The following is a 20,231-nucleotide window of genomic DNA, read 5'->3' as shown; positions in this document are numbered from 1 at the left end:
TCCCGGCGATGTCTCCACGCTACGGAGGCGCTCGCACGCCCCCCATCCGGCGAACCCCCGGAGCGGTGGGGACAGCCCCCGTGTCCTCCAGGGGGCGGGTGCGAGACTGAGGTGCCGGCGCGTCGCCGGACGGGCGCGAGGAGGCGGCGGATGGACGACGACGAGACCCGGTTCCGCACGCGGGACGCCCAGGGTGCCCGGGCCGTCTGGCTCGCCGGTCTCGCGGCGCTCGCCGGGTTCGTGATCCTCTCGCCGATCATCTCGCTGATCGCGACGGTGATGACGTGGGGGGCGAAGCGCCGGACCGGTCCGCTGAGCGATCGGAACGGCGTCGTGGCCGTCAACTGGCAGCTCACCTACCTCGCGCTGCAGCTCATGCTGGTGCCGCTGCACCTCGCGCTCGTCTCGGTCCGCGACACCCTCGGCGGCGGGTGGCCGACCCTCACGATCGCGGCGATCCTCCTGCTCGCCGTGCTGAACATCGTGCTGTGCCTCGTGCTCGGCGTCCGCTCGGGACGCGGCAGGGCGGTGCGCCTGCTGATCGCGGTCCCCTTCGTCCGCTCCTCCCGCCCGGCGCGCTGAGGCCCCCGCGGGGTGGCAGGGTGGTGGGGTGATCGAGTTCCCCTCCCCCGTGTTCGTCGTGGCCGATGACGGGACCCGGATCGCCACCTACTCCGTGGGCGACGAGGCGGCGCCGACCGTGCTCGCGGTGCACGGCTTCGCCTCCCACGCGGTGCTCAACTGGCAGACCGCGGGCTGGCTGCGGACCCTCGTCCGCGCCGGCTACCGGGTCGTCGCCCTCGATCAGCGCGGGCACGGCGCCAGCGAGAAGCCGCACCGCGCCGACGCGTACGGGGTCGACGTCATGGTCGGCGACATCGTGCGCGTCCTCGACTCCTACGACCTCGTCGAGCCCCACTACCTCGGCTACTCGCTCGGCGCGCGGATGGGCTGGGTCCTGGGGCTCCGGCACCCGGAGCGCCTGGCGACCCTGAGCCTCGGCGGGCTCACGGTCGGCGAGCCGCTGCGGCACTTCGACGCCGAGGCCGCGCGGGCGCGCGCGGCGGGCGGAGGCGAGATCGACGAGGGCTTCACCCGCGCGTTCATCGGCATGGCCGAGGGTGTCGCGGGCAACGACCTCGCAGCGCTGGTCGCGGTCGCCGACGGCGTGCGCGGCGGGGCGCACCCCGAGCCGGGCGAGCATCCGGAGCTGCCGACGCTGATGGTGACCGGCGACGCCGACCCCATCGCCCCCGGAGGCGCGCGGCTGGCCGCCGAGGCGGGTGCGCGCTTCGTGAGCGTCCCCGGCCGCGACCACACGAGCACGGTGCCGGCGCGCGGCTTCAAGGAGGCGGTGCTCGCGTTCCTCGCGGAGCACGCGTGAGCCTGCCGAGCTCGCGCGACCTGTAGACCGCGCAGGGGGTCGACGGAGGCGCGCGGCGTAGCATCGCGGCATGCTTGCGATCCGCGTCGACCAGCCCGGCCCCGACTCCCGTCTCGTCCTCGAGGAGGTGGCGGCACCGTCGCCCGGGCCGGGCGAGGTCCTGATCCGGGTGGCCGCGGCGGGCGTCAACCGCGCCGACCTCTCGCAGCGCGCGGGCGCCTACCCGCCGCCGCCCGGCGCCTCCGCCGTGCTCGGGATGGAGGTGTCGGGCGCCGTCGTCGAGCTCGGCCCCGGCACCCGAGGGGTCGAGGTCGGCGACGAGGTCTGCGCCCTGCTGTCGGGCGGCGGCTACGCCGAGTACACAGTCGTCGACGCGGGGCTCCTGCTCCCGGTGCCCGCAGGAGTCGGGCTGGTCTCGGCCGCGGCGCTCCCCGAGGCGACGGCCACGGTCTGGTCGAACCTGGTGATGGTCGCCGGGCTCCGCGCGGGCGAGACCGTGCTGGTCCACGGTGGCGGCAGCGGCATCGGGACCGCGGCGATCCAGATCGCCGCCGCGATCGGCGCCCGCGTCGCGGTGACGGCCGGCAGCTCCCGCAAGCTCGACGCCTGCCGCGCGCTGGGCGCCGACATCCTGATCGACTACCGCGAGGAGGACTTCGTCGCGCGCCTCGCGGAGGAGACCGACGGTGCCGACGTGATCCTCGATCCGGTCGGCGGCGACTACCTCGCCCGCGACGTGGAGGCGCTCGCGCTCGGGGGCCGCATCGTCTTCATCGGCAACCAGTCGGGCGCCCTCGGCTCCCTCGACATCGGCGCGCTGATGCGCCGACGCGGAGCCGTGCACGCCACGACGCTCCGTGCGCGGCCCCTGGAGGAGCGCCGCGCGATCATCGCGCAGGTCCGCGAGAAGGTGTGGCCGCTGGTCGCCGACGGCACGGTGCGCCCGGTGATCGACGAGGTCGTGCCGCTCGCCGAGGCCGAGCGCGCGCACGAGCGCATGCGCGCGTCCGGCCACATCGGCAAGCTGCTGCTGACGCCCTAGGCCCTGCTTCCGAGGCGCTCAGACTCCGGAGCGCAGCAGCCCCAGCGACCGGTTGATCCCGTCGACGTCGACGGCCGCGGGGTCGAAGGACGCCCCGGCCGCGACGCCCAGCGCCTCGAGCGCCTCCGCGTGATCGGGCGAGGAGGCGTCGGTCGCGGCGCGCACCGTGTCGGCCCAGGCGACGGGGCCGCCCGGAGCGTCGATCGGAGCGGCACCGCGCGCGCCCGTGCAGCGCGGCAGGGCGGACCGCAGCGGCGCGACCGACTCGAGCCGGATGACGTGGCGCCACTCGTCCTCGAGGTCGTAGACGTAGAACAGCTCGTCGCCGACTCCGTCGAGCACCTCGGCGAGCGCGACCTGCGACTCGTCGACGAGGTCCGGGCCGAGCTCCTCCGCGTCGGCCGGCGAGCCGATCGGCGTGCGCTCCTCGTCGGGCACGCCGACGCTGAAGAAGTGCGGCTGCGCGTCGGTCCAGCCGAGCGAGAGCTGCAGGGCGAGGTGCAGATCGCGCAGCGACGACTCCGACGACAGCTCGAGGCGGCGCCAGACGGCCGGCTTCGTGCCGAGCACGGAGACCTTGAGCGCGAAGGCGGAGGCGGTGTCCTCCGTCGCCTCGTCGAGGATCTCGAGGCGCGTCGCGTCGCTCTCGCCGAGCAGCACGATGCTCGCGCGGATGACGGAGGCGATGCCGGGCGCGAGGCCGTCGGGCACCACGTAGCCGAACTCGGGCTCGTGCAGCAGGAGGCCGAGCTCCGCCGCGTCGTCGAGCATCCGCTCGGCCGAGCCGATCATCCGCTCGCGCTCGTCGAGCGCGTCCTCGAGCGCGACGTCGAGGTCGGCGGCGAGCTCGTCGACCAGCTCGCCGACGACGAGGCCGGGGTGGATGCCGGCCTGGCAGGCGACCGCGATGCGCACCAGCACCGCGTCGGTCGTGGTGATCGCGCGCTCGCGGGGCGAGAACGCGCCGTTCTCGGTGTCGGAGGCGGCGAGCGCCTCCTGGGCACTGCGCACCCACTGCGCGAGGAAGCGGGCGAGGTAGGCGATGCGCTCGGCCCACGCCTCGAGCGGCTCGGAGCTGCGCCACAGCGGAGCGGACTCGCCGAGGGAGGCCTGATCGCCGTCGGCCTCGAGCACGGAGGAGGCGACCAGCGCGTCCCACCAGGCCGAGACCGGGATGCGGACCGCGTCGTCGCTCGGGGTGGAGCCGGCGGAGGCGATGCCCGCCTCGACCACGATCTCGCGCGCGGCGCGCTCGGTCACCGTGGCGTCGTCGCTGGACGCGAGGTGCTCGACGACGACGTCGGCGGCGTGGACGAGGGCGGTCGCGCGGACGGCGGCGAGCATCCGGTCGGCCGGGACCTCCTCGAGCTCGAGGAGGTCGTCGAGGACGGCCTCGACGAAGGAGCCCGCGAGGTCGAGGACCTCGTCGAGCACCGCCTGGCACTCGTCGAGCTCCTCGTCGGTGCCGGTCCAGAGGTCCTCGTCGGTGAGGAAGTCGAGGAAGTGCTCGACGACCTCGGCGACGGTGAAGAGCGTGTCGTCGAGGTCGGCCTCGCTCTCCTCGCCCGAGAGGTCGGCCTCGATCTGGTCGAAGACGGCCTCGAGGAGCTGAGCGTCGGGCTGGGCGAAGGAGCCGCGGGGACGGAGGTCGCGGGTCATCGCGAAGAGGTCGGTCAGCACCTCGACGGCCTCGTCGACCTCGAGGTGCTCGTGCAGGACGCCGACGTCGGCGAGGTGCGCGCGGTACCAGCTGCGGAACCGCACCATCATCGCCGTCTCGGCGGTGCGCCCACCGCCCTGGCCGCCCTGGCCACCGGACCTGCCGCCTCCGGATCGTCCCTGATTGCGCTTCTTGCCCATGGTTCCTCCGCGACCGCTCCACTCTCGACGAAGCAATCCAGCTTAGAGGCTGTGCCGGTCCAGGACGGGCTCGATCAGGCGAGCGCGGCGGTCACCGTGTCGAGCACGAGGCGTGCGGCGAGGGGCCCCGCGTTCATGAAGAACGGGTCGAGCTCGACCTCGACGGCGGTGCCCTCCTCGACGGCGCCGAGCGTGGGCCAGAGCGTCGCGTCCTCGATCAGCGCGAGGCCGTCGCCCTGACCTGCGTAGAAGACCCAGTCGGCGTCGGCGAGCTCGAGCTGCTCCGCGCTGATCTCCTGGGAGGTGTCGTCGAACTGCTGCGACGCGGGGCGGGCGAGACCGAGGTCCTCGGCGAGCCCGCCGGTGAAGGACGGCACGCCCATGATCCGGGTGCGGTCCCCGGTCGACTGCAGGAACGAGACGGTCGGCGCCTCGTCGGGGAGGGTCTCGGCGAACGCGTCCGCGTCCGCGTGCAGCCCGTCGAGCACGGCCTGCGCGTCGCCCTCGCGGCCGAGGGCGTCGGCGATCAGGAGGAAGTCGCTCTTCCAGTTCACGCCGTTGCCCAGCGTCACGACCGTGGGCGCGATCGAGCTGAGCGACTCGTACAGGTCGGCGCCGCGGACGGAGTTGATCAGGATCAGATCGGGGTCGGCCTGGGCAATCGCCTCGACATCGGGCTCGGTGCGCTCGCCGATGTCGGCGATCACCGACGCGTCGTCGATCCGGTCGGCCAGGTACTCGGGCACGAGCCCGCTGTTCTCGGCGCGGGTCGCGGCCGCGGGGACGATGTCGAGCGAGAGGAGGGCGTCGAGCTGACCGGTCGAGACGACGGCGATCCGCTCGGGCGCGCTCTCGAGCACGGTCGAGCCGGCGTAGTGCGCGACGGTGCGCGGGAAGACGCCGTCGGCCTCGGTCGAGCCCATCCCGTCGGCCATCACGCGCGAGACGGTCCAGTCGCCGGTCGCGGCGGCCTCGGCGTCGGGCGGGGTCTCGCTGCCGGAGGCGGTGCCCGAGCAGGCGGCGAGCGCCAGCGCGAGCGCGGCGGCGGTCAGCGCGGCGAGAGCCGAGCGGCGGAGGGTGGGACGGAAGGGGCGGGAGAACGCAGTCACGCGGTAAGGATAGCCTTAGCTAATGCCCGCACCGCTCATGACCCGCTCGACGGCCCTCCCCCGCCGCCGGATCGGCCGGACGACCACCGCGGTGACCGTGCTCCTGGTGCTGCTGGCCGCCTCCGTCGTCGCGAGCCTCGTCGTCGGGTCGCGCCCGGTGCCGGTGAGCGCCGCCCTCGACGCGCTGCTGCACGGCGGCACGAGCGCCGACGCCCTGATCGTGCGCGGACTGCGGGTGCCGCGCACGGCGACCGGTCTGCTCGTCGGCGCGGCGCTCGGGGCCGCCGGGCTGCTGATGCAGGCGGTCACGCGCAACCGCCTCGCCGACCCGGGACTGCTCGGGGTGAACGCCGGCGCCTCCGCCGCGGTGGTCGTCGCGATCGGGTTCTTCGGCGTGAGCACCGCCGGAGGCTACGTCTGGTTCGCCTTCGCGGGCGCCGCGGCGGCCGCCGTCCTCGTGCATCTGGTGGGGGGCGGTGACGGGCGGGATCCGATCGGCACCGTCCTCGCGGGGGTCGCCCTCGGCGCCTGCCTCAGCGCCCTGATCGGGATCGTCACCCTCCTCGACGAGGAGACCTTCGAGTCGTACCGGTTCTGGGTCGTGGGGTCGCTCGAGCGCCGCGAGCTCGACACCGCCGCGCAGCTCTCGCCCTTCGTGCTGCTCGGTCTCGCCCTGGCGGCGATCGTGGTGCCGGGCCTCAACCAGCTCGCGCTCGGGCACGACGTGGCGCGCGCGCTCGGCGTGCGGCCGCTCGCGGTCATCCTCGGAGCGGGCGCCGCGATCACCCTGCTGTGCGGCGCGGCGACCGCGGCCGCCGGGCCCCTGGCGTTCGTCGGCCTCCTCGTGGCGCACGTCGTGCTGAGTCTCAGCGGGCCGGATCTGCGGATCGGCCTGCCGCTCGCGGTGCTCGGCGGCGCGCTGCTGGTCGTGACGAGCGATGTGCTCGGGCGGCTCCTGGCCGCGCCCGCCGAGGTCGAGGTCGGGATCGTCACGGCGCTGGTGGGCGCCCCGCTGCTCTTCCACCTCGCGACCCGCGGCGCGAGGAGGAGCCGGTGACACGTACCCGAACCGTCCTCGCGGTCGCGATCGCCGTGATCGTGATCGCCGCCGCGGCGGGCGTCGTCGGAGGCTCGTACCAGACGTCGCTCGGCGACATCGGCGACGCTCTGGTCGGCACCGCCTCGCCGCGCACGACCGTGATCGTGGTCGATCTGCGCCTCCCGCGCGTGATCGCCGGGCTGCTCGTGGGGGCCGCCCTCGGGCTCGCCGGAGCGGTGTTCCAGACCCTCTCGCGGAATCCGCTGGGCAGCCCCGACATCGTCGGCTTCAGCGCCGGCTCGGCGACGGGGGCGCTGGTGTGCCTCGTGCTGCTCTCACCGCCCGCGGATCCCGCCCTCGGAGCGTGGGCCGGCGGGGTCGGCGCGCTGCTGATCGTGCTGTTCCTCACCCGCGGCGCCGGGCTCGCGAGCGAGCGCACGATCCTCGCGGGCATCGCGCTGGCCGCCCTCCTCTCGGCCGCCAACGAGTTCCTCCTGACGCGGGCCCCGACCGAGGTGGCCAGATCCGCGACGCTGTGGCTGTTCGGCTCGCTGTCGGCGACCTCGTGGGCCGATGTCGTGCTGCTCCTGGTCGCCGCGGGCGTCCTCGCGGTGCTGCTCGCCTCGCAGCGCGGCGCCCTGCGGATGCTCGAGCTGGGCGACGACGTGGCGACGAGCCTCGGAGTCCCGCTGCGCCGCAGCCGACTGCTGCTGCTCCTGCTCGCGGCGGGCCTGACCGGAACCGCGACCGCGGTCAGCGGGCCGATCGGATTCGTCGCCCTGGCCGCCCCGCAGCTCGCCCGCCGTGCCAGCCGCTCGGCCGGTATCCCGCTGACGGCGTCGGCGGCGGTCGGTGCGGCGCTGCTGCTCGCCTCCGATGTGCTCGCGCAGCGCCTGCTCGCCCCGCTGCAGCTGCCGGTCGGGCTGGTCACCGGGGCTGTCGGCGGGGCGTACCTGTTCTGGCTGGTGGCACGGGGGCGGAGGCGTCGGTGAACGCGCTCAGGATGTGACGCCGAGTGTCCTGATCCGCTCGATCGCGCGCCGCAAGCTCGGACTCAACTCCGCGGCCGTTCCTGGATTCCAATGCGTCGAGGCGTACTCATTGATCCGCTTAACGAAGAGCGGTCCGACTCGATTGTCTCCGTACGTCATGTCGCGGCGCACAGCGGAGGATCTCGAACCCGCGCAGAGAGCAAGGACAGTCCTCTTCGCGTGCCGCAGAGACTCAGGGTCGGCGGGTACTCGATTGCGAGGTACGGAGAAGAACGACGAGAAGCTCACCGGATCGGCCAAGAGCCAAGCCTCGGACATGGAATGGGCGATGCGGAGACTGAACGAGGGGTGCCACTCCGCGATCCCGGCACCGAGATCCTCCCGCAGAGCAACGGGGCAGACCGAGTCGGAGTCCCGAAAGACGACCCACGGGGTCTGAACGGACGCACGGTTGTATTTCGGTATCAGCGGATCCAGACGGGTCTTGCCGCCAGCGACACGCACCAGATTGACCGAACGTCCCGCGGCCCTGACGACGGCCGAGGCGACTTCTCGGTCCGGCTCTCCCTCGACCGCGACGTTGATCACGCCCGCCTCTTCCCTTGACCGGCGGCAATCAGGCCCTTGAGATCCTGAGGGGCGATCAGACCGTCGACGATGTCCGACGTGGGCAGTTCCGCCTCAAGTTCGCCGGAGACTGCTTCGATGGCCGAGAGGAGCTGAGCAACAGTTCCGTCCCGAGTAACCCGGAGGACGAGTACCTCGTCCGCCCTCACACCCTCGTCGTCCAGGAGCTCCGGAGCGTGCGTCGAGAGGACGACCTGCAGGTTGCGATCGCGCTGTGTTGTGGCGAGAACCGTCGGAAGGGTGCGGACGATGGCCGAATTTAAGGAGAGCTCCGGCTCCTCGAGGAGGAGGACTCCGCCGTTCGAAGGCGCACTGATCAGAGTCCAGAGCAGTCCGATGAGCCGGAGCGTCCCATCCGAGAAGTCGGCTTCGCTCTGGCGCGCCGGCGTCTCGCGCCAGTTCTGGTATCCGGCGATGAGATGTGGGCGACCCGCGGCATCCACCTCGAGTTTCAGCGATTGGAACTCGGGGACCGCCGATCGGAGTGCCGACTCCATCCGCCGGAGCCAGGCGTTCTTCGTTGCTGTCGGCACCGCATTCATCTGCGCGATGAAGTCGGCTCCATAGGGATCGCCCGAAACGGCACCGATCCTCGCGGGATCCCTGATGATCTGGGGAACGAGATGGAAGTACTGCACCTTTGCGAAGTAATCGGCGAGCACTCGGAACCGCTGATTGGCAGCGATCTGCTCGAGATGTGTCTGCGTGAGCCGAACAGTGTCGGCTCGATCTTCGACATCCGGCCGGTTCAGGACGACATCGCCGTTCTTCTCGACGAGCTCCTGATCAACGATCGGACGATTCAACCCCCCCTTCTCGCCGCGGATCGACAGACGGTAACGCCACTCGTCCTCACCATCACTGAGACGAAGGTCGATGATGAGGCGGCCGCCCTGGTTGTTCCGAGCGAACAGACTGCGGACCTTGCTGATCCCACCCCTGCGCTCGATGGCGGACGTCAGACCTCCACCGGCTCCGGCGATGTCCCCGAGAAATCGGAAGAGGTCGAGAAGATTCGATTTTCCCGACGCGTTCGGGCCGACAACGAACAACCTGCTCTCGAGCGGGAAGTCAAGATTCTTGAAGTTCCGCCAATTACTAGCCGTCACGTGGGTGATGCGCATGGCGATCCTCTTCTTCCTGTCGCTTTTCGACGTCAGTTTAGGGGTTCGGCCTGCTCGCCGATTCGGGTGACGCCGGACGTGACCACATCTCAGTGTGATCGCGCCCTGCTCTCGGCGGAGGCGTCGGTGAACGCGACGCGCGGCACCACGAGCAGCAGCAGCACCGCCGCGGCCAGGGCGGTGCCCGCGCAGACCGCCCAGACCGTGACGTAGCCGGCGAACGGGCTGACGGTGGCGGTCGACGCGCCCTGCACGAGGGCGAGGCCGAACAGCGCGGAGGCGATCGCGCCGCCGACGGTCTTGACCGAGTTGGTCAGGCCGGTCGCCACTCCGGTCTGCGACGCGGGAGCCGCGGCGGCGGCAGCGGCGGGCAGGGCGGCGACGAGCGCGCCGGAGCCGAGCCCGACGACGACCATGCACGCGGTCACGCTCGCGTAGGCGCCGTTCAGCGGGATCAGCAGGAGAAAGCCGGCGGCCACGAGGACGGAGGCACCGACGAGGGTCCGCCGCGGCGAGACGGCGCGGGCGACCGGCGCGAAGAGCAGCGCGCCGGCGATCATCGCGATCAGGTAGACGCCGATGATCAGCGACGTCGTGAAGCCGGTCGTGCCGAGGCCGTAGCCGTGCACGGCCGGGTCGGTGCGCGCGAAGGTCGACAGCGGGGCCTGCGCACCCAGCACGCTGACCCCGAAGAGGCCCGCGGTGAGGAAGACGGGGCCGAGCGCCGGCGAGCGGAACATCCGCACGTCGATCAGCGGCTCCTCCTGCCGGAGCTCGAAGCGGGCGAAGACCGCGAGCACTCCGATCCCTGCGGCGAGGAGCAGCCACGGCACCGGGCTCGCCGCGCCGAGGACGCGGAGCAGCCCGAGTCCGCCGAGCGCGCCGACGAGGCCCGCCGACACGAGGGCGAGCCCAGCGCCGTCGAAGCGGCCGCCGGCCGGCTCCGGCGACTCCCGCACGCCGATCAGCACCACGACGAAGCACAGCACGACCAGCAGAGCGGGGATCAGCAGCACCACCGGCAGCGGCAGCGCGCCGACGAGCGCCCCGCCGAGCAGGGCGCCGGTGATCGCGCCGAGCTCGAGCGCGCCGACCAGGAGGCCCGCGGCCGCGGCCGTCACGGCGGCGCGGTTCGCGAGGCTCCTCGACCGCGACCAGATCAGCGCGATCTGCAGGGGCAGCCACACGACGTAGAAGCCCTGCAGCGCCCACGCCACCAGGAACGGCGCGAAGGAGCCGGCGAACGGCAGAGCGAGGGAGGCGAGGGCCGTCAGCGCGGTCGACCAGAGCAGCATGCGCTTGTGGCCGAGCATGTCGCCGAGCCGCGCGAACGCCGGCACGACGAGGGCCGCGAGCAGCAGCTGCGCACCCTCGAACCAGTTGACGTCGGCGTCGCGGATGTCGAGGCTCCGCGCGATGTCGGTGAGCATCGGCGTGTACCAGCCCTGCAGCACGCCGCTGGTGAACTCGACCACGACGAGCACACCGACCACGGACGCGAGGGTGCCGACGCTCACCCGCTCGCGCGTCACGCCGTCAGACCCGAGATCAGAGCACGGTGGAAGACCTCGCCCTGCTCGAGCGCCACGACGTCGACGCGCTCGTCGACGCCGTGGATGCCGGCGCGCTGCTGCCGCGACATCACCAGCGGCGCGAAGCGGTACACCGCGGGGGCGGAGCGGTGCACGTGCCGCGAGTCGGTCGCCGCATTGATCACGTAGGGGACGACCGCCGCCCCGGGGTGCGAGACGGCGAGCGCCGCGCGCAGCGCCTCGAACGGTGCGCCGTCGCTCGGAGACTGCGGCGAGGGGTCCTCCCCCGCGACCACCTCGACGGTGATCTCGGAGTCGCGCACGCGCCGGCGGACCTTCTCCACCGCGCCGCTCACCGTCTCGCCGGGCGCGAGCCGCAGGTTCAGGGTGACGGACGCCTCCGCGGCGAGGACGTTGTCGGCCGTGCCTGCTCGCAGCATGGTCGGCGCGATCGTGGTGCGCACGAGCGCGGCCGGTTCGCCGCCCAGGCGCGCGAGGACCGGAGCCGCGAGCCTGGGCCGCGACCCGAGGGCGCGGTACACGGCGCCCGCGCGGCCGGGTGCGCGGGCGGCGAGCAGCGAGAACGCGCTCGCGAGAGCCTCCGGAACCCTCGCCGGGAACGTCGAGGGAGTCAGCCGCGTCACCGCGCGCGAGATCCTGCCGATCGCGGTCAGACGGGGCGGAGCGGAGGCGTGACCACCGCTGCTGCGCGCCGTCAGCCGCAGCGTGAGCAGCCCCTTCTCGCCGACGCCGATCATCGCGACGGCGCCGACCACCCCGGGCAGCGGGGACTCGACCACCGCGCTGCCCTCGTCGAGCACGAGCCACGGCACGACGCCGCGCCCGCTCAGCGTCGTCGCGATCGCCTGCGCGGCCGCCCCGCGCACCTCCTCGTCGCCGCCGAACGCCAGCAGCACGTCCCGCGCCGGGGTGACACCCGCGGCCAGCAGGTTCTCGACGGCCTCGAGCACGACCACGAGCGGGCCCTTGTCGTCGAGCGCTCCCCTGCCCCACACCGACCCGGACGTGACGACGCCCTCGAACGGAGGATGCGTCCACGCGTCCGGGTCCTCGACGGGCACGACGTCGAAGTGCGCCATCAGCATCAGCGGAGGCGCGCTCGACTCGCGGCCCCGCCAGCGGTAGAGCAGCCCGCGATCGGTGATGCGCTCGAGCTCGAGGCGGTCGTGCGCCAGGGGGTAGAGCTCGCGCAGGACCGAGAGGAACTCGTCTGCGCTCTGCAGCTCGGCCGAGACCGTGCGCACTCGGAGGAGCCGGGAGAGCCGGTCGGCGATGCCGGGGCGCGGGATGACGTCGTTCACAGGGTCCTCGATCCGTCGGAGCGTGCGCCCATCGTGGCGCATCGGAGTGCTTAACAGGGGGTCTCCGCGGACGTTCTCGTCTGCCACGGTGGAGCGCCCCCTCCCCGCTCACCCTGGAGCTCCCGTGAACCCTGTCCTCGACGCGCCCTCCCGCCGCAGCGTCTCCGCCCTCGCCCTCTGGAGCGCGCCCGTCGTCGCGCTCGCCGTCGCCGCTCCCGCCGCGGCCGCCTCGGTGTCTCCCTCCTCCGAGCAGGACGGATGGAACATCGCCGCTCGAGCAGGCAGAGGCCTGTCCTCCGGCGGCCTGATCGACTACACCGGCTTCGCGTTCCAGGAGACCGCGGGGCGCACTCCCGCCGCGTCGGTCGCCTTCGTCGAGACGTGCACCGTCGACATCACGGTCGTGTGGGGCCAGTACCTCGACGGTGCGCCCGCCCGAGCCGAGGCCGCGGCTCTCGCCGCATCACTGCTGAGCGCGGTCCTGGTCGCTCCGGCGGCGTCGGCCGGAGTCGTGGTCGGCGCGTGGAGCGCCGTCGACGGCCCTCGCACCTCCAGCCCGGAGAGACTGATCACGAACGGCGGGGTCAACGACGGGGGGAACTGGTACCTGGGCCTGCGCTGGAGTGCGAGCCGGACCGTCTCGGTGCAGGGCCTCGCCGCCTCCGGTCAGGCCGGCCACAGCGACGTCGCGATCTTCCAGCGGCCCTACGGCAGCCCGGACACCGCCTTCTCCTTCGCGCTGTCGCCGCTCGCCGGCAGCGGCGCGATCAGCGGCGACGACGCTCCCGTGCTGCAGGGGACCGTCACGGTGGCGGCCGGCCCGTACTCGATGCCGACTCCGGTGCCCGGCGGCTACCAGCCGGGAAGCGGATTCCCGACGACCGCTCCGACCTCGACGGCGACGTCCGCTCCGGCACCGACCTCGGCGCCGCCGTCGCCCTCGACGCCGAAACCGAGCTCCCCTGTCGAACCGCGCTGACGCCCCGGGCGGGCCGCTCACCCGTGTTTCGATCGTGAGAACTCTCGCAGCGATCGCGCGGTAGGGGTTGCGTGCGGCGCGCCGGATCGGTGGAGTTGCCGGATGACCGAAACGACGAACACCGCTGCGGCCGCTCCCTCGAAGGGCGGTGGATCGCTCAAGAAGGTCATCACCGGCCCGCTCCTCTTCGCCTTCATCGTCGGCGACACCCTCGGCGCCGGCATCTACACGCTCGTCGGCACGATGGCGAACGATGTCGGAGGCGTCATCTGGCTGCCCCTGCTCATCGCCCTCGTCATCGCGCTGCTCACGGCGGGCACCTACGCCGAGCTGATCACGAAGTACCCGCACGCGGGCGGCGCGGCCCGCTACGTCGACCGTGCGTTCGGCAAGCCGTACCTGTCGTTCCTCGTCGGCTTCCTGATGATGGCGTCGGGCATCACGACCGCCGCCTCGCTCGCGAACGCGTTCGCCGGCGACTACCTGGGGGCGCTGCTCGATGTACCGCCCGCTCCGACCGCCATCGTCTTCATCCTGCTGCTGACGCTGATCAACCTGCGCGGCGTGAAGGAGTCGCTCACCGCGAACCTCGTCGCCTCGGTCATCGAGGTCAGCGGTCTCGTCATCGTGATCGTCTGCGCCGCGGTCTTCTTCGGCGGCGGCAACGGCGACCCCTCGCGCATCTTCGAGTTCAACCCCGATGTGGCACCGCTGCAGGGCGCCTTCGCCGCCTCCATCGTCGCCTTCTTCTCGTTCCTCGGCTTCGAAGCCGCGGCCAACATGGCGGAGGAGGTGCGCAACCCGTCCAAGGTCTACCCGCGCGCGCTCTTCGCGGCCCTGTTCACGGCCGCCGTGGTCTACCTCCTGATCGCCCTCGGCGCCGTCATCGTGCTGCCGATCGACGAGCTCGGGGAGTCGACCGGGCCCCTGCTCGACGTGGTCGCGGCCAGCGGAGTGGCGGTGCCGCCGTGGCTGTTCGGCCTGATCGCGCTGGTCGCGATCGCGAACGGAGCGCTGCTGTTCATGGTGATGGCGAGCCGCGTCGGGTTCGGGCTGGCCTCCTCCGGCCTGCTGCCGACCGCCTTCGGCTACGTGCTGCCCCAGCGCCGCACCCCGTGGGTGTCGATCGTCGCAGTCGGCGTCGCGACCGCCGTCCTCAGCCTCGTCGGCGACGTGGGAACGCTCGCCGAGACCACCGTGCTGCTGCTCCTGCTGGTCTTCATCTCGGCGAACGTCTCGGTGCTGGTGCTGAAGAAGGACAAGGTCGACCACGCTCACTTCTCGGTGCCGCGGGTGGTGCCGGTCCTGGCGATCATCGCGAGCATCGTGCTGCTGACCCAGCAGACCGGCCCGGTCTGGCTCGGCGCGCTCGCGTACGCGGTGGTCGGCACCGTGCTGTTCCTCGCGACCCGCTTCGGCAAGAAGGCGCACGCCGACCGCTCGTAGCGCTCGATCGATCCGTCACGAACGGCTGCCTCGACTGCGGGGAGGGAGCCGTTCGTGACGGATCGACGTGGCACGGTGGAGGGGTGACCGTCTCGCTCTCGCCCCTGTCCGCCTCCGCTCTCGCCGCCTGGATGCAGGCTCAGCGCGCGGAGTACATCACCGACCGGATCCGCTCCGGTGACGACGAGGCGGCGGCGACCCGCAACGCGGACGCCTCGTACGAGAAGTACTTCCCGGGCGGAGCCCCGGCCCCGGGGCACGACGTGCTGGTGATCCTCGACCGGGAACGACCTGTTGGCACGATCTGGCTCGGCCCGCACCCCAGCGACCTGGACGGCGTCTTCTGGGTGTGGGATGTGCAGGTCGACGCCGCCGAGCGCGGCCGCGGCGTGGGCCGGGCGGCGATGCTGCTGGCGGAGGAGCACGTCGCGGCCCGCGGTGGCAGCGCGCTCGCGCTGAACGTCTTCGGCTTCAACACGGCGGCTCGAGGGCTGTACGAGTCGCTCGGCTACGAGACGACGGCGGTGCAGATGCGCAAGGAGCTCGGCTGACGCGGAACGGGATCCGGTGCGGGCCCGGCGGAGGTCGGCGAGCGCGTCAGCTCTGCCAGAGCGCCGCGCCGACGACCGACACCACGCCGAGCAGGGTGACCGCTGTAGCCCAGTAGCCGAGGAACAGCGCGAACGTGGCGAAGCCCCAGCCCGCTTCCCCGCTCCTGCGGATCTGCGACCGGGCCACATGGCCGAGGACCACACCCACGATGCCGATCAGGAACGCGGAGACGAAAGCGGCGATCGAGAGCGGATTGAGGCGCGGATTCGTCACGAGGCCGGCGTCGCGTCGGGCCCGGCCCTGCGCGACGGCGATCGGGATGCCGATCGCCGCGATGAGCACGGGCGAGACGATGACGGCGATGATGACGAGGTGCCAGCCTGCGAGTCCTGCGAACATCCGTCGAGCGTAACGAGGCGCCGCTGTCGCGGGGATCAGCCGCTCGGGTGACCCCGGTGCGGCAGCGAGCCGGGGGCCGATCGAGTGTCGAGTCGGTCCGACGGGCGTCCCGCCCGCAAGGATGTCGCGGGCGGGACGCCTCGGTCGTCAGCTCGTCGAGGGGATGACGGTCGGGTCGGCGGGCTCCGACGCTCCGGAGGTCGACGCCACGCCGCGGCCGAAGGCCTGGCCCTGCAGGATCGCGCCGAGGTCGACACCGGTCGCCGACTTGACGCTGTCGAACGTGGCGGCGAGGCTCGCCGCCTGCTCGCGGGCGATGTGGGTGCCGGCGGTGTCGCCTCCGATCAGGGTGACGGTGCCGACGTTCTGGTAGCCCTTCGCGAACTCCGCCATCAGGGAGGGGAGCTGGCCGATCAGCTCGCGGCCCAGGATCGCCTCCTGGTTCTCGCGGAGCGCCTCCGCCTCGGCCTGGATCGCAGCCGCGCTCGCCTCTCCCTTGGCGCGGATGGCCTCCGCCTCGGCGGTGGCGTTCGCGCGCAGGGCCTCGGCCTCGGCGCCGGCCTTGGCCCGCAGGGCGTGGGCCTCGGCCTCAGCGCGGGCACTGAGGGCGGCCGCCTCAGCAGCGGCCGAGGCCTGGCGTGCCTCGGCCTGACGCTGGACGGCGTAGGCCTCGGCGTCGGACACCTGCTGCGCGACCTGACGATCGGTCGAGGCCTTCTTCTCGCGGCCGTAGGCGTCGGCGTCGGCCTCGGTCTGGCGACGGTACTTCTCGGCGTCGGCGACGCGCTTGACGTCGGCGTCGAGCTCGGCCTGCCGGTTCTCGGCACGCTGGACGAGGACGGCCTGCTCGCGCTCGGCGCGGGCGAGGTTCTCGGCCTGCTCGGCCTCGGCGTTGGCTCGGCCGACCTCGGACTTCGCGGCGGCGGTGTTCTTGTCGTAGGCGGTCTGCTCGATCAGGTTCGCCTCGTCGGTGGCGAGCTGACGGGCCTTGACCTCGCGCGCGGCGTTGATCCGGGCGACGTCGGCCTCGCGCCGGACGCGCTCGATCTCCTGAGCGCCGAGCGCCTCGATGTAGCCGTTGCGGTCGGTGACGCCCTGGATGGCGAACGAGTCGAGGACGAGGCCCTGCGCGAGCAGGTCGCCCTTGATCCCCTCGGCGATCTCGTCGCCGAGCTTCTGGCGGTCCTGCATGACCTCCTCGACGCTGAGCTTCGCGACGACGCCGCGGAGGGCGCCCTCGAGCTGCTCGGTCGTGAAGACGTCGATCGACTGGTCCTGCGAGGCGAAGCGCTCGGCGGCGGCGCGCACCTGGTCGGCCGTGGAGCCGATCTTGACGAGGGCGACGCCCGCGAGGTGGATCGTCACGCCGTTCTTGGTCTGCGCGACCGGCTCCATCTTGATCTGGCGGGAGCGCAGCGAGATGCGATCGGAGCGCTGGGTCAGCTTGTTGACGAAGGCACCGCCGCCCGTGATGACGGTCATATTGGACGTCAGCCCGTCATCGCCCTTCTGCTTCTTACCGACGATCACGATCGCCTCGTCGGCCTGCGGCACCTGGTACCAGGCACGGAAGATGAAGAAGCCGATGATGGCGAGCAGCAGCAGCACGCCGACGGCGATGCCGGCGACGACGATCCAGAGCAGGTCGGATTGCATGGACGAGATTCCCCCTTCTCCGAACCCGCGGGAGGCGGATTCCTGAGTGATGTACAGGTTCATCGTGGCATGCCTCGCTGTGGGGCGGAGCGACGGGCGTCCGGCGTCGAGCGGAGCGCCGGAGCGCCGGGGTGAGTGTGCAGCGGTACGGCTCGAAGACGTCGAACGGTGTGGCGGCCGGGTGCACTGTAGGTTGGCGTCCATGCCCGATGACGACGTCCTCGCCGCGCTCCGCGAGGTCGTGCGGGAGCGCGACTGGTCCCAGTTCCACACGCCGGAGAATCTCGCGAAGAGCATCAGCATCGAGTCCGGCGAGCTGCTCGAGTGCTTCCAGTGGGGCGAGGGCGACCTGCCCTCGGCGGTCGACGAGCTCGCGGACGTGCTGACCTACTGTCTTCTGCTTGCCGACCGACTCGGGGTCGACGCGGACGAGATCGTCCTTGCGAAGCTCCGTAAGACTCGACAGAAGTACCCCGTCGAGAAGGCACGGGGGCGAAGCGAGAAGTATGACCGGCTTTAGCCTCGAGCGCCTGCCGTTCGACTCCGACCAGGTCCGGGCCTGGGGAGCCGCCGACCCGCGGCACCGCAACTGGCCCGTCGTCTACGTCCTCGACAGCGCCGCAGAGGTCTACGTGGGCGAGTCCCTCAACGCCGAGGGCCGCCTGCGCCAGCACCTGGACTCCCCGGAGAAGAGCCGACTCGAGAGGGTGAGGGTCGTGCTGGACGACACGTTCAACAAGTCCGCCTGCCTCGATCTCGAGTCGTTCCTCCTGCGGATGCTGTCGGGCGAAGGCCGGCTGAAGGTCCTGAACCACAACGCGGGGATCACCGACGCCGATTACTTCGACCGCGACTCGTACCGCAGGACCTTCGACGAGGTGTTCGAAGTGCTGCGGAGCCAGGAGCACCTGTTCCGACGGACGCTTCCCGAGATCATCAACAGCGACCTCTTCAAGCTCTCGCCGTTCAAGGCGCTCAACCACGACCAGGCCATCGCCGTCGAGGACATCCTGGAGGGCTTGTTCGCCGATCTCGAGTCCGGCGAGCCGAGCACCGTCGTCGTGCAGGGCGACCCGGGGACCGGCAAGACGGTCGTCGCGATCTACCTGCTGAAGCTCCTGCAGGACATCCGCCGACACGATCCGGAGGAGCCTCTGGACAGCGATTCCGTCTTCAGCGACTTCTTCACTCCCGGTCACGCCGAGCTGCTGTCGACGCTCCGAGTCGGACTCGTGGTGCCGCAGCAGTCCCTCCGCGGCTCGATCGCGCGGGTCTTCGCCCTGACACCCGGTCTGAGCCGGGATCTCGTGCTCACGCCGTTCGACGTCGGGCAGAGCGAAGAGCCCTTCGACCTCCTTCTCGTCGATGAAGCGCACCGCCTCAGCCAGCGGGCGAATCAACCGTCGGGACCGCTGAACAAGAAGTTCGCCGATATCAACCGGGCACTCTTCGGGCAGGACTCGCTCGAGTACACGCAGCTCGACTGGATCCGCGCTCGCAGCAGGCACACGATCGTGATGCTCGATACGGCGCAGACCGTCCGCCCGATGGATCTCCCGGCTGCTGTCACACGGACCCTCCTGGCTGAGGCCACCGAGAACGGTCGCGTGTATCCCCTGCACTCTCAGATGCGCATCGCCTCCGACAAGGACTACATCGGATACGTACGGGCGGTGCTGTCCGACGACCCGCCTGTGCACCGGGAGGAGTTCGGCGGCTACGACCTGCGCTTCTTCGAGGACGTCGGCGACCTGCGCCGAGAGCTGCTGCTCCGAGAGCAGGAGCACGGCCTCGCCCGACTCGTCGCCGGGTACGCGTGGAAGTGGGTCACGAAGAAGCAGAAGGACGCGTTCGACATCGAGATCGACGGACTGTCCCTGCGGTGGAACCGGACCCAGCGCGACTGGATCAACTCACCCGGAGCCATCGACGAGGTCGGTTCGATCCACACCGTCCAGGGCTACGACCTCAACTACGCCGGAGTCGTGATCGGCCGCGACCTGCGCTACGACCCCGTCGCGCAGCGCATCGTCTTCGACCGGTCCCACTACCACGACAAGAAGGGGCGCGAGAACAACCCCAAGCTCGGCCTCACCTACACCGACGAGGATCTGCTCTCCTACGTCCGCAACATCTACACGGTGCTGCTGACGCGCGGAATCCGCGGGACCTACGTCTACGTGTGCGACGAACCACTGCGGCAGCACCTCGGGCGCTACTTCTGATCGCGCCGCGGTCGACGCGGCGAACGATGTCACCGACGTGTCGCAGGCCCGTGCCGGTCGGCGCACACCGAGGAGTGGTCGGCGATGAGACGCAACGCAGCCCGGGAGTGCGTGCCGATCACTTCGTCGCGTTCGGATGGTGGGTGTGCACCTGCTCGAGGTGGACGACCTGTTCGCTCACGAAGAACCAGATTCGAGCGTCGCCGTGCTGGGTCAGCTTGTGCTGCCAGCGGTCGTGGGTGCTGCCGGCGCGAGTCACACTCGCCAGCTCGCCCCGCAGGCGGTAGTTCGTCGGAGTCGTCTGCGTCGGGGTGCGGACGAGGAAGTCCCACGCGTCGGCGAGCGCGTTCCGAGACGTTGCGCGAAGGTCAGTCCAGCCCCTCTGAGCCTGCACCGAGGCGAAGCGGATCTCGTACTCGCCCTTCTTCCGCGGACGGTCCACCCGGTCGTTCCTCGCCATCCCTAGGGGCGTTCGACGACGACGCCGTCGACCTCGAGCCAGTCGACTCGGGTCGTCCCGAGTCCGGCGGCGAGGGCCGTCGCCGTCTCCTTCCACGAGATCGTCTCGGCGATCGCGAGATGCGCCTGGCCGGTGGCGAAGGAGGCCCGTGCCGCGTCGAGGAGCTGGGTGGCGCACGACTCCCTGTCCTCTGCGGTGAGGGCGAGCATCCAGGGGAAGACGGTCGACATCCGGTCGCCGAGAGTGCCCCGGTCGTCCGTCGACACCGCGATCAGCTGAGCCGCGAGCTCGAGGAGCCGCTCGCGAGACTCCGCCTCGCGCTTCGACATCAGCACGAGGTCGTCTCCGTCTCGACGCGTCACCTCGATCGGGTGCTCATCGGCAGCGGCGAAGACTTCACGTGAGTTCCTGCTCAGCTCGGACGACTGGAACGTGCGAGCGGACTTGATGGCAGCCATCTGCCCACTCTAATTCAGAACAGGT

The 20,231-nt window shown here is 71.6% G+C and carries 20 protein-coding genes; 10 read left to right on the top strand and 10 right to left on the bottom strand.

The window, feature by feature from the left end; all coding sequences use genetic code 11:
* The first annotated feature begins 150 nt into the window (after nt 1-150).
* From GSU68_RS06450 to GSU68_RS06440, 3 genes are all read left to right on the top strand, one after another.
* Nucleotides 151-582 carry a DUF4870 domain-containing protein gene (locus GSU68_RS06450; protein ID WP_159906564.1) on the top strand — a complete coding sequence of 144 codons (432 nt, stop codon included), beginning with the start codon at nt 151-153 and terminating at the stop codon, nt 580-582.
* A 28-nt stretch (nt 583-610) separates the two neighbouring features.
* Complete coding sequence (locus tag GSU68_RS06445; protein WP_159906562.1) at nt 611-1,384, top strand: alpha/beta hydrolase; 774 nt, start codon at nt 611-613, stop codon at nt 1,382-1,384.
* 70 nt (nt 1,385-1,454) lie between these two features.
* Complete coding sequence (locus GSU68_RS06440; RefSeq protein WP_159906560.1) at nt 1,455-2,426, top strand: NAD(P)H-quinone oxidoreductase; 972 nt, start codon at nt 1,455-1,457, stop codon at nt 2,424-2,426.
* 18 nt (nt 2,427-2,444) lie between these two features.
* Here the strand turns inward: GSU68_RS06440 and GSU68_RS06435 are convergent, their stop codons facing one another.
* Together GSU68_RS06435 and GSU68_RS06430 are read right to left on the bottom strand one after the other, a co-directional pair.
* Nucleotides 2,445-4,286, bottom strand: a complete 1,842-nt coding sequence (locus tag GSU68_RS06435) for a plasmid pRiA4b ORF-3 family protein (RefSeq protein ID WP_159906558.1) — start codon at nt 4,284-4,286, stop codon at nt 2,445-2,447.
* A gap of 74 nt (nt 4,287-4,360) precedes the next feature.
* Nucleotides 4,361-5,395, bottom strand: a complete 1,035-nt coding sequence (locus GSU68_RS06430) for an iron-siderophore ABC transporter substrate-binding protein (RefSeq protein ID WP_244259412.1) — start codon at nt 5,393-5,395, stop codon at nt 4,361-4,363.
* Between the two features lie 22 nt (nt 5,396-5,417).
* Here GSU68_RS06430 and GSU68_RS06425 point away from each other — a divergent pair, with 22 nt between their 5' ends.
* On the top strand, nt 5,418-6,452 hold the full coding sequence (locus GSU68_RS06425; protein WP_244259411.1) for an iron chelate uptake ABC transporter family permease subunit: 1,035 nt from the start codon (nt 5,418-5,420) through the stop codon (nt 6,450-6,452).
* Complete coding sequence (locus GSU68_RS06420) at nt 6,449-7,426, top strand: iron chelate uptake ABC transporter family permease subunit (protein WP_159906556.1); 978 nt, start codon at nt 6,449-6,451, stop codon at nt 7,424-7,426. Before GSU68_RS06425 ends, GSU68_RS06420 begins: the two co-directional genes overlap by 4 nt.
* A 6-nt stretch (nt 7,427-7,432) precedes the next feature.
* Here GSU68_RS06420 and GSU68_RS06415 read toward each other — a convergent pair whose 3' ends face one another.
* From GSU68_RS06415 to GSU68_RS06400, 4 genes are all read right to left on the bottom strand, one after another.
* Nucleotides 7,433-8,014 carry a hypothetical protein gene (locus tag GSU68_RS06415; protein WP_159906554.1) on the bottom strand — a complete coding sequence of 194 codons (582 nt, stop codon included), beginning with the start codon at nt 8,012-8,014 and terminating at the stop codon, nt 7,433-7,435.
* Nucleotides 8,011-9,177 (bottom strand): ATP-binding protein, encoded by a 1,167-nt coding sequence (locus GSU68_RS06410; protein ID WP_159906552.1) that lies wholly within the window; start codon nt 9,175-9,177, stop codon nt 8,011-8,013. The genes GSU68_RS06415 and GSU68_RS06410 overlap by 4 nt, the downstream gene beginning before the upstream one ends.
* 89 nt (nt 9,178-9,266) lie before the next feature.
* Nucleotides 9,267-10,709 carry an MFS transporter gene (locus GSU68_RS06405; protein WP_159906550.1) on the bottom strand — a complete coding sequence of 481 codons (1,443 nt, stop codon included), beginning with the start codon at nt 10,707-10,709 and terminating at the stop codon, nt 9,267-9,269.
* Complete coding sequence (locus GSU68_RS06400) at nt 10,706-12,031, bottom strand: M20/M25/M40 family metallo-hydrolase (RefSeq protein ID WP_244259410.1); 1,326 nt, start codon at nt 12,029-12,031, stop codon at nt 10,706-10,708. Before GSU68_RS06400 ends, GSU68_RS06405 begins: the two co-directional genes overlap by 4 nt.
* Nucleotides 12,032-12,155: 124 nt before the next feature.
* Between GSU68_RS06400 and GSU68_RS06395 the strand changes: the two genes are divergently transcribed.
* The 3 genes from GSU68_RS06395 to GSU68_RS06385 all read left to right on the top strand — a co-directional run bounded on the left by GSU68_RS06395 (nt 12,156) and on the right by GSU68_RS06385 (nt 15,007).
* Nucleotides 12,156-13,010 carry a hypothetical protein gene (locus GSU68_RS06395; protein ID WP_159906546.1) on the top strand — a complete coding sequence of 285 codons (855 nt, stop codon included), beginning with the start codon at nt 12,156-12,158 and terminating at the stop codon, nt 13,008-13,010.
* A 102-nt stretch (nt 13,011-13,112) separates the two neighbouring features.
* Nucleotides 13,113-14,456 (top strand): APC family permease, encoded by a 1,344-nt coding sequence (locus tag GSU68_RS06390; RefSeq protein WP_159906544.1) that lies wholly within the window; start codon nt 13,113-13,115, stop codon nt 14,454-14,456.
* 83 nt (nt 14,457-14,539) lie between these two features.
* Nucleotides 14,540-15,007 (top strand): GNAT family N-acetyltransferase, encoded by a 468-nt coding sequence (locus GSU68_RS06385; protein ID WP_159906542.1) that lies wholly within the window; start codon nt 14,540-14,542, stop codon nt 15,005-15,007.
* 46 nt (nt 15,008-15,053) lie between these two features.
* Here GSU68_RS06385 and GSU68_RS06380 read toward each other — a convergent pair whose 3' ends face one another.
* Entirely contained in the window at nt 15,054-15,407 is a 354-nt protein-coding gene (locus GSU68_RS06380) for a DUF4190 domain-containing protein (protein ID WP_159906540.1), read from the bottom strand.
* 147 nt (nt 15,408-15,554) lie between these two features.
* Nucleotides 15,555-17,063: an SPFH domain-containing protein gene (locus GSU68_RS06375; protein ID WP_159906538.1), complete on the bottom strand. Its 1,509-nt coding sequence runs from the start codon at nt 17,061-17,063 to the stop codon at nt 15,555-15,557.
* A gap of 202 nt (nt 17,064-17,265) precedes the next feature.
* On the opposite strand from GSU68_RS06375, the gene GSU68_RS06370 reads away from it, so the two are divergent.
* Nucleotides 17,266-17,583, top strand: coding sequence for a nucleotide pyrophosphohydrolase (locus GSU68_RS06370; protein WP_159906536.1), 318 nt, complete (start codon nt 17,266-17,268; stop codon nt 17,581-17,583).
* On the top strand, nt 17,570-19,288 hold the full coding sequence (locus GSU68_RS06365) for a DUF2075 domain-containing protein (protein ID WP_159906534.1): 1,719 nt from the start codon (nt 17,570-17,572) through the stop codon (nt 19,286-19,288). The genes GSU68_RS06370 and GSU68_RS06365 overlap by 14 nt, the downstream gene beginning before the upstream one ends.
* A gap of 118 nt (nt 19,289-19,406) precedes the next feature.
* Here the strand turns inward: GSU68_RS06365 and GSU68_RS06360 are convergent, their stop codons facing one another.
* Entirely contained in the window at nt 19,407-19,748 is a 342-nt protein-coding gene (locus GSU68_RS06360; RefSeq protein ID WP_159906532.1) for a hypothetical protein, read from the bottom strand.
* 2 nt (nt 19,749-19,750) lie between these two features.
* Nucleotides 19,751-20,206 carry a prevent-host-death protein gene (locus GSU68_RS06355; protein WP_159906530.1) on the bottom strand — a complete coding sequence of 152 codons (456 nt, stop codon included), beginning with the start codon at nt 20,204-20,206 and terminating at the stop codon, nt 19,751-19,753.
* Between the last annotated feature and the right edge of the window lie 25 nt (nt 20,207-20,231).

The organism is Rathayibacter sp. VKM Ac-2759 (genome assembly GCF_009834225.1).
GTDB lineage: Bacteria > Actinomycetota > Actinomycetes > Actinomycetales > Microbacteriaceae > Rathayibacter.
This window is presented reverse-complemented; position numbering and strand designations above follow the sequence as displayed.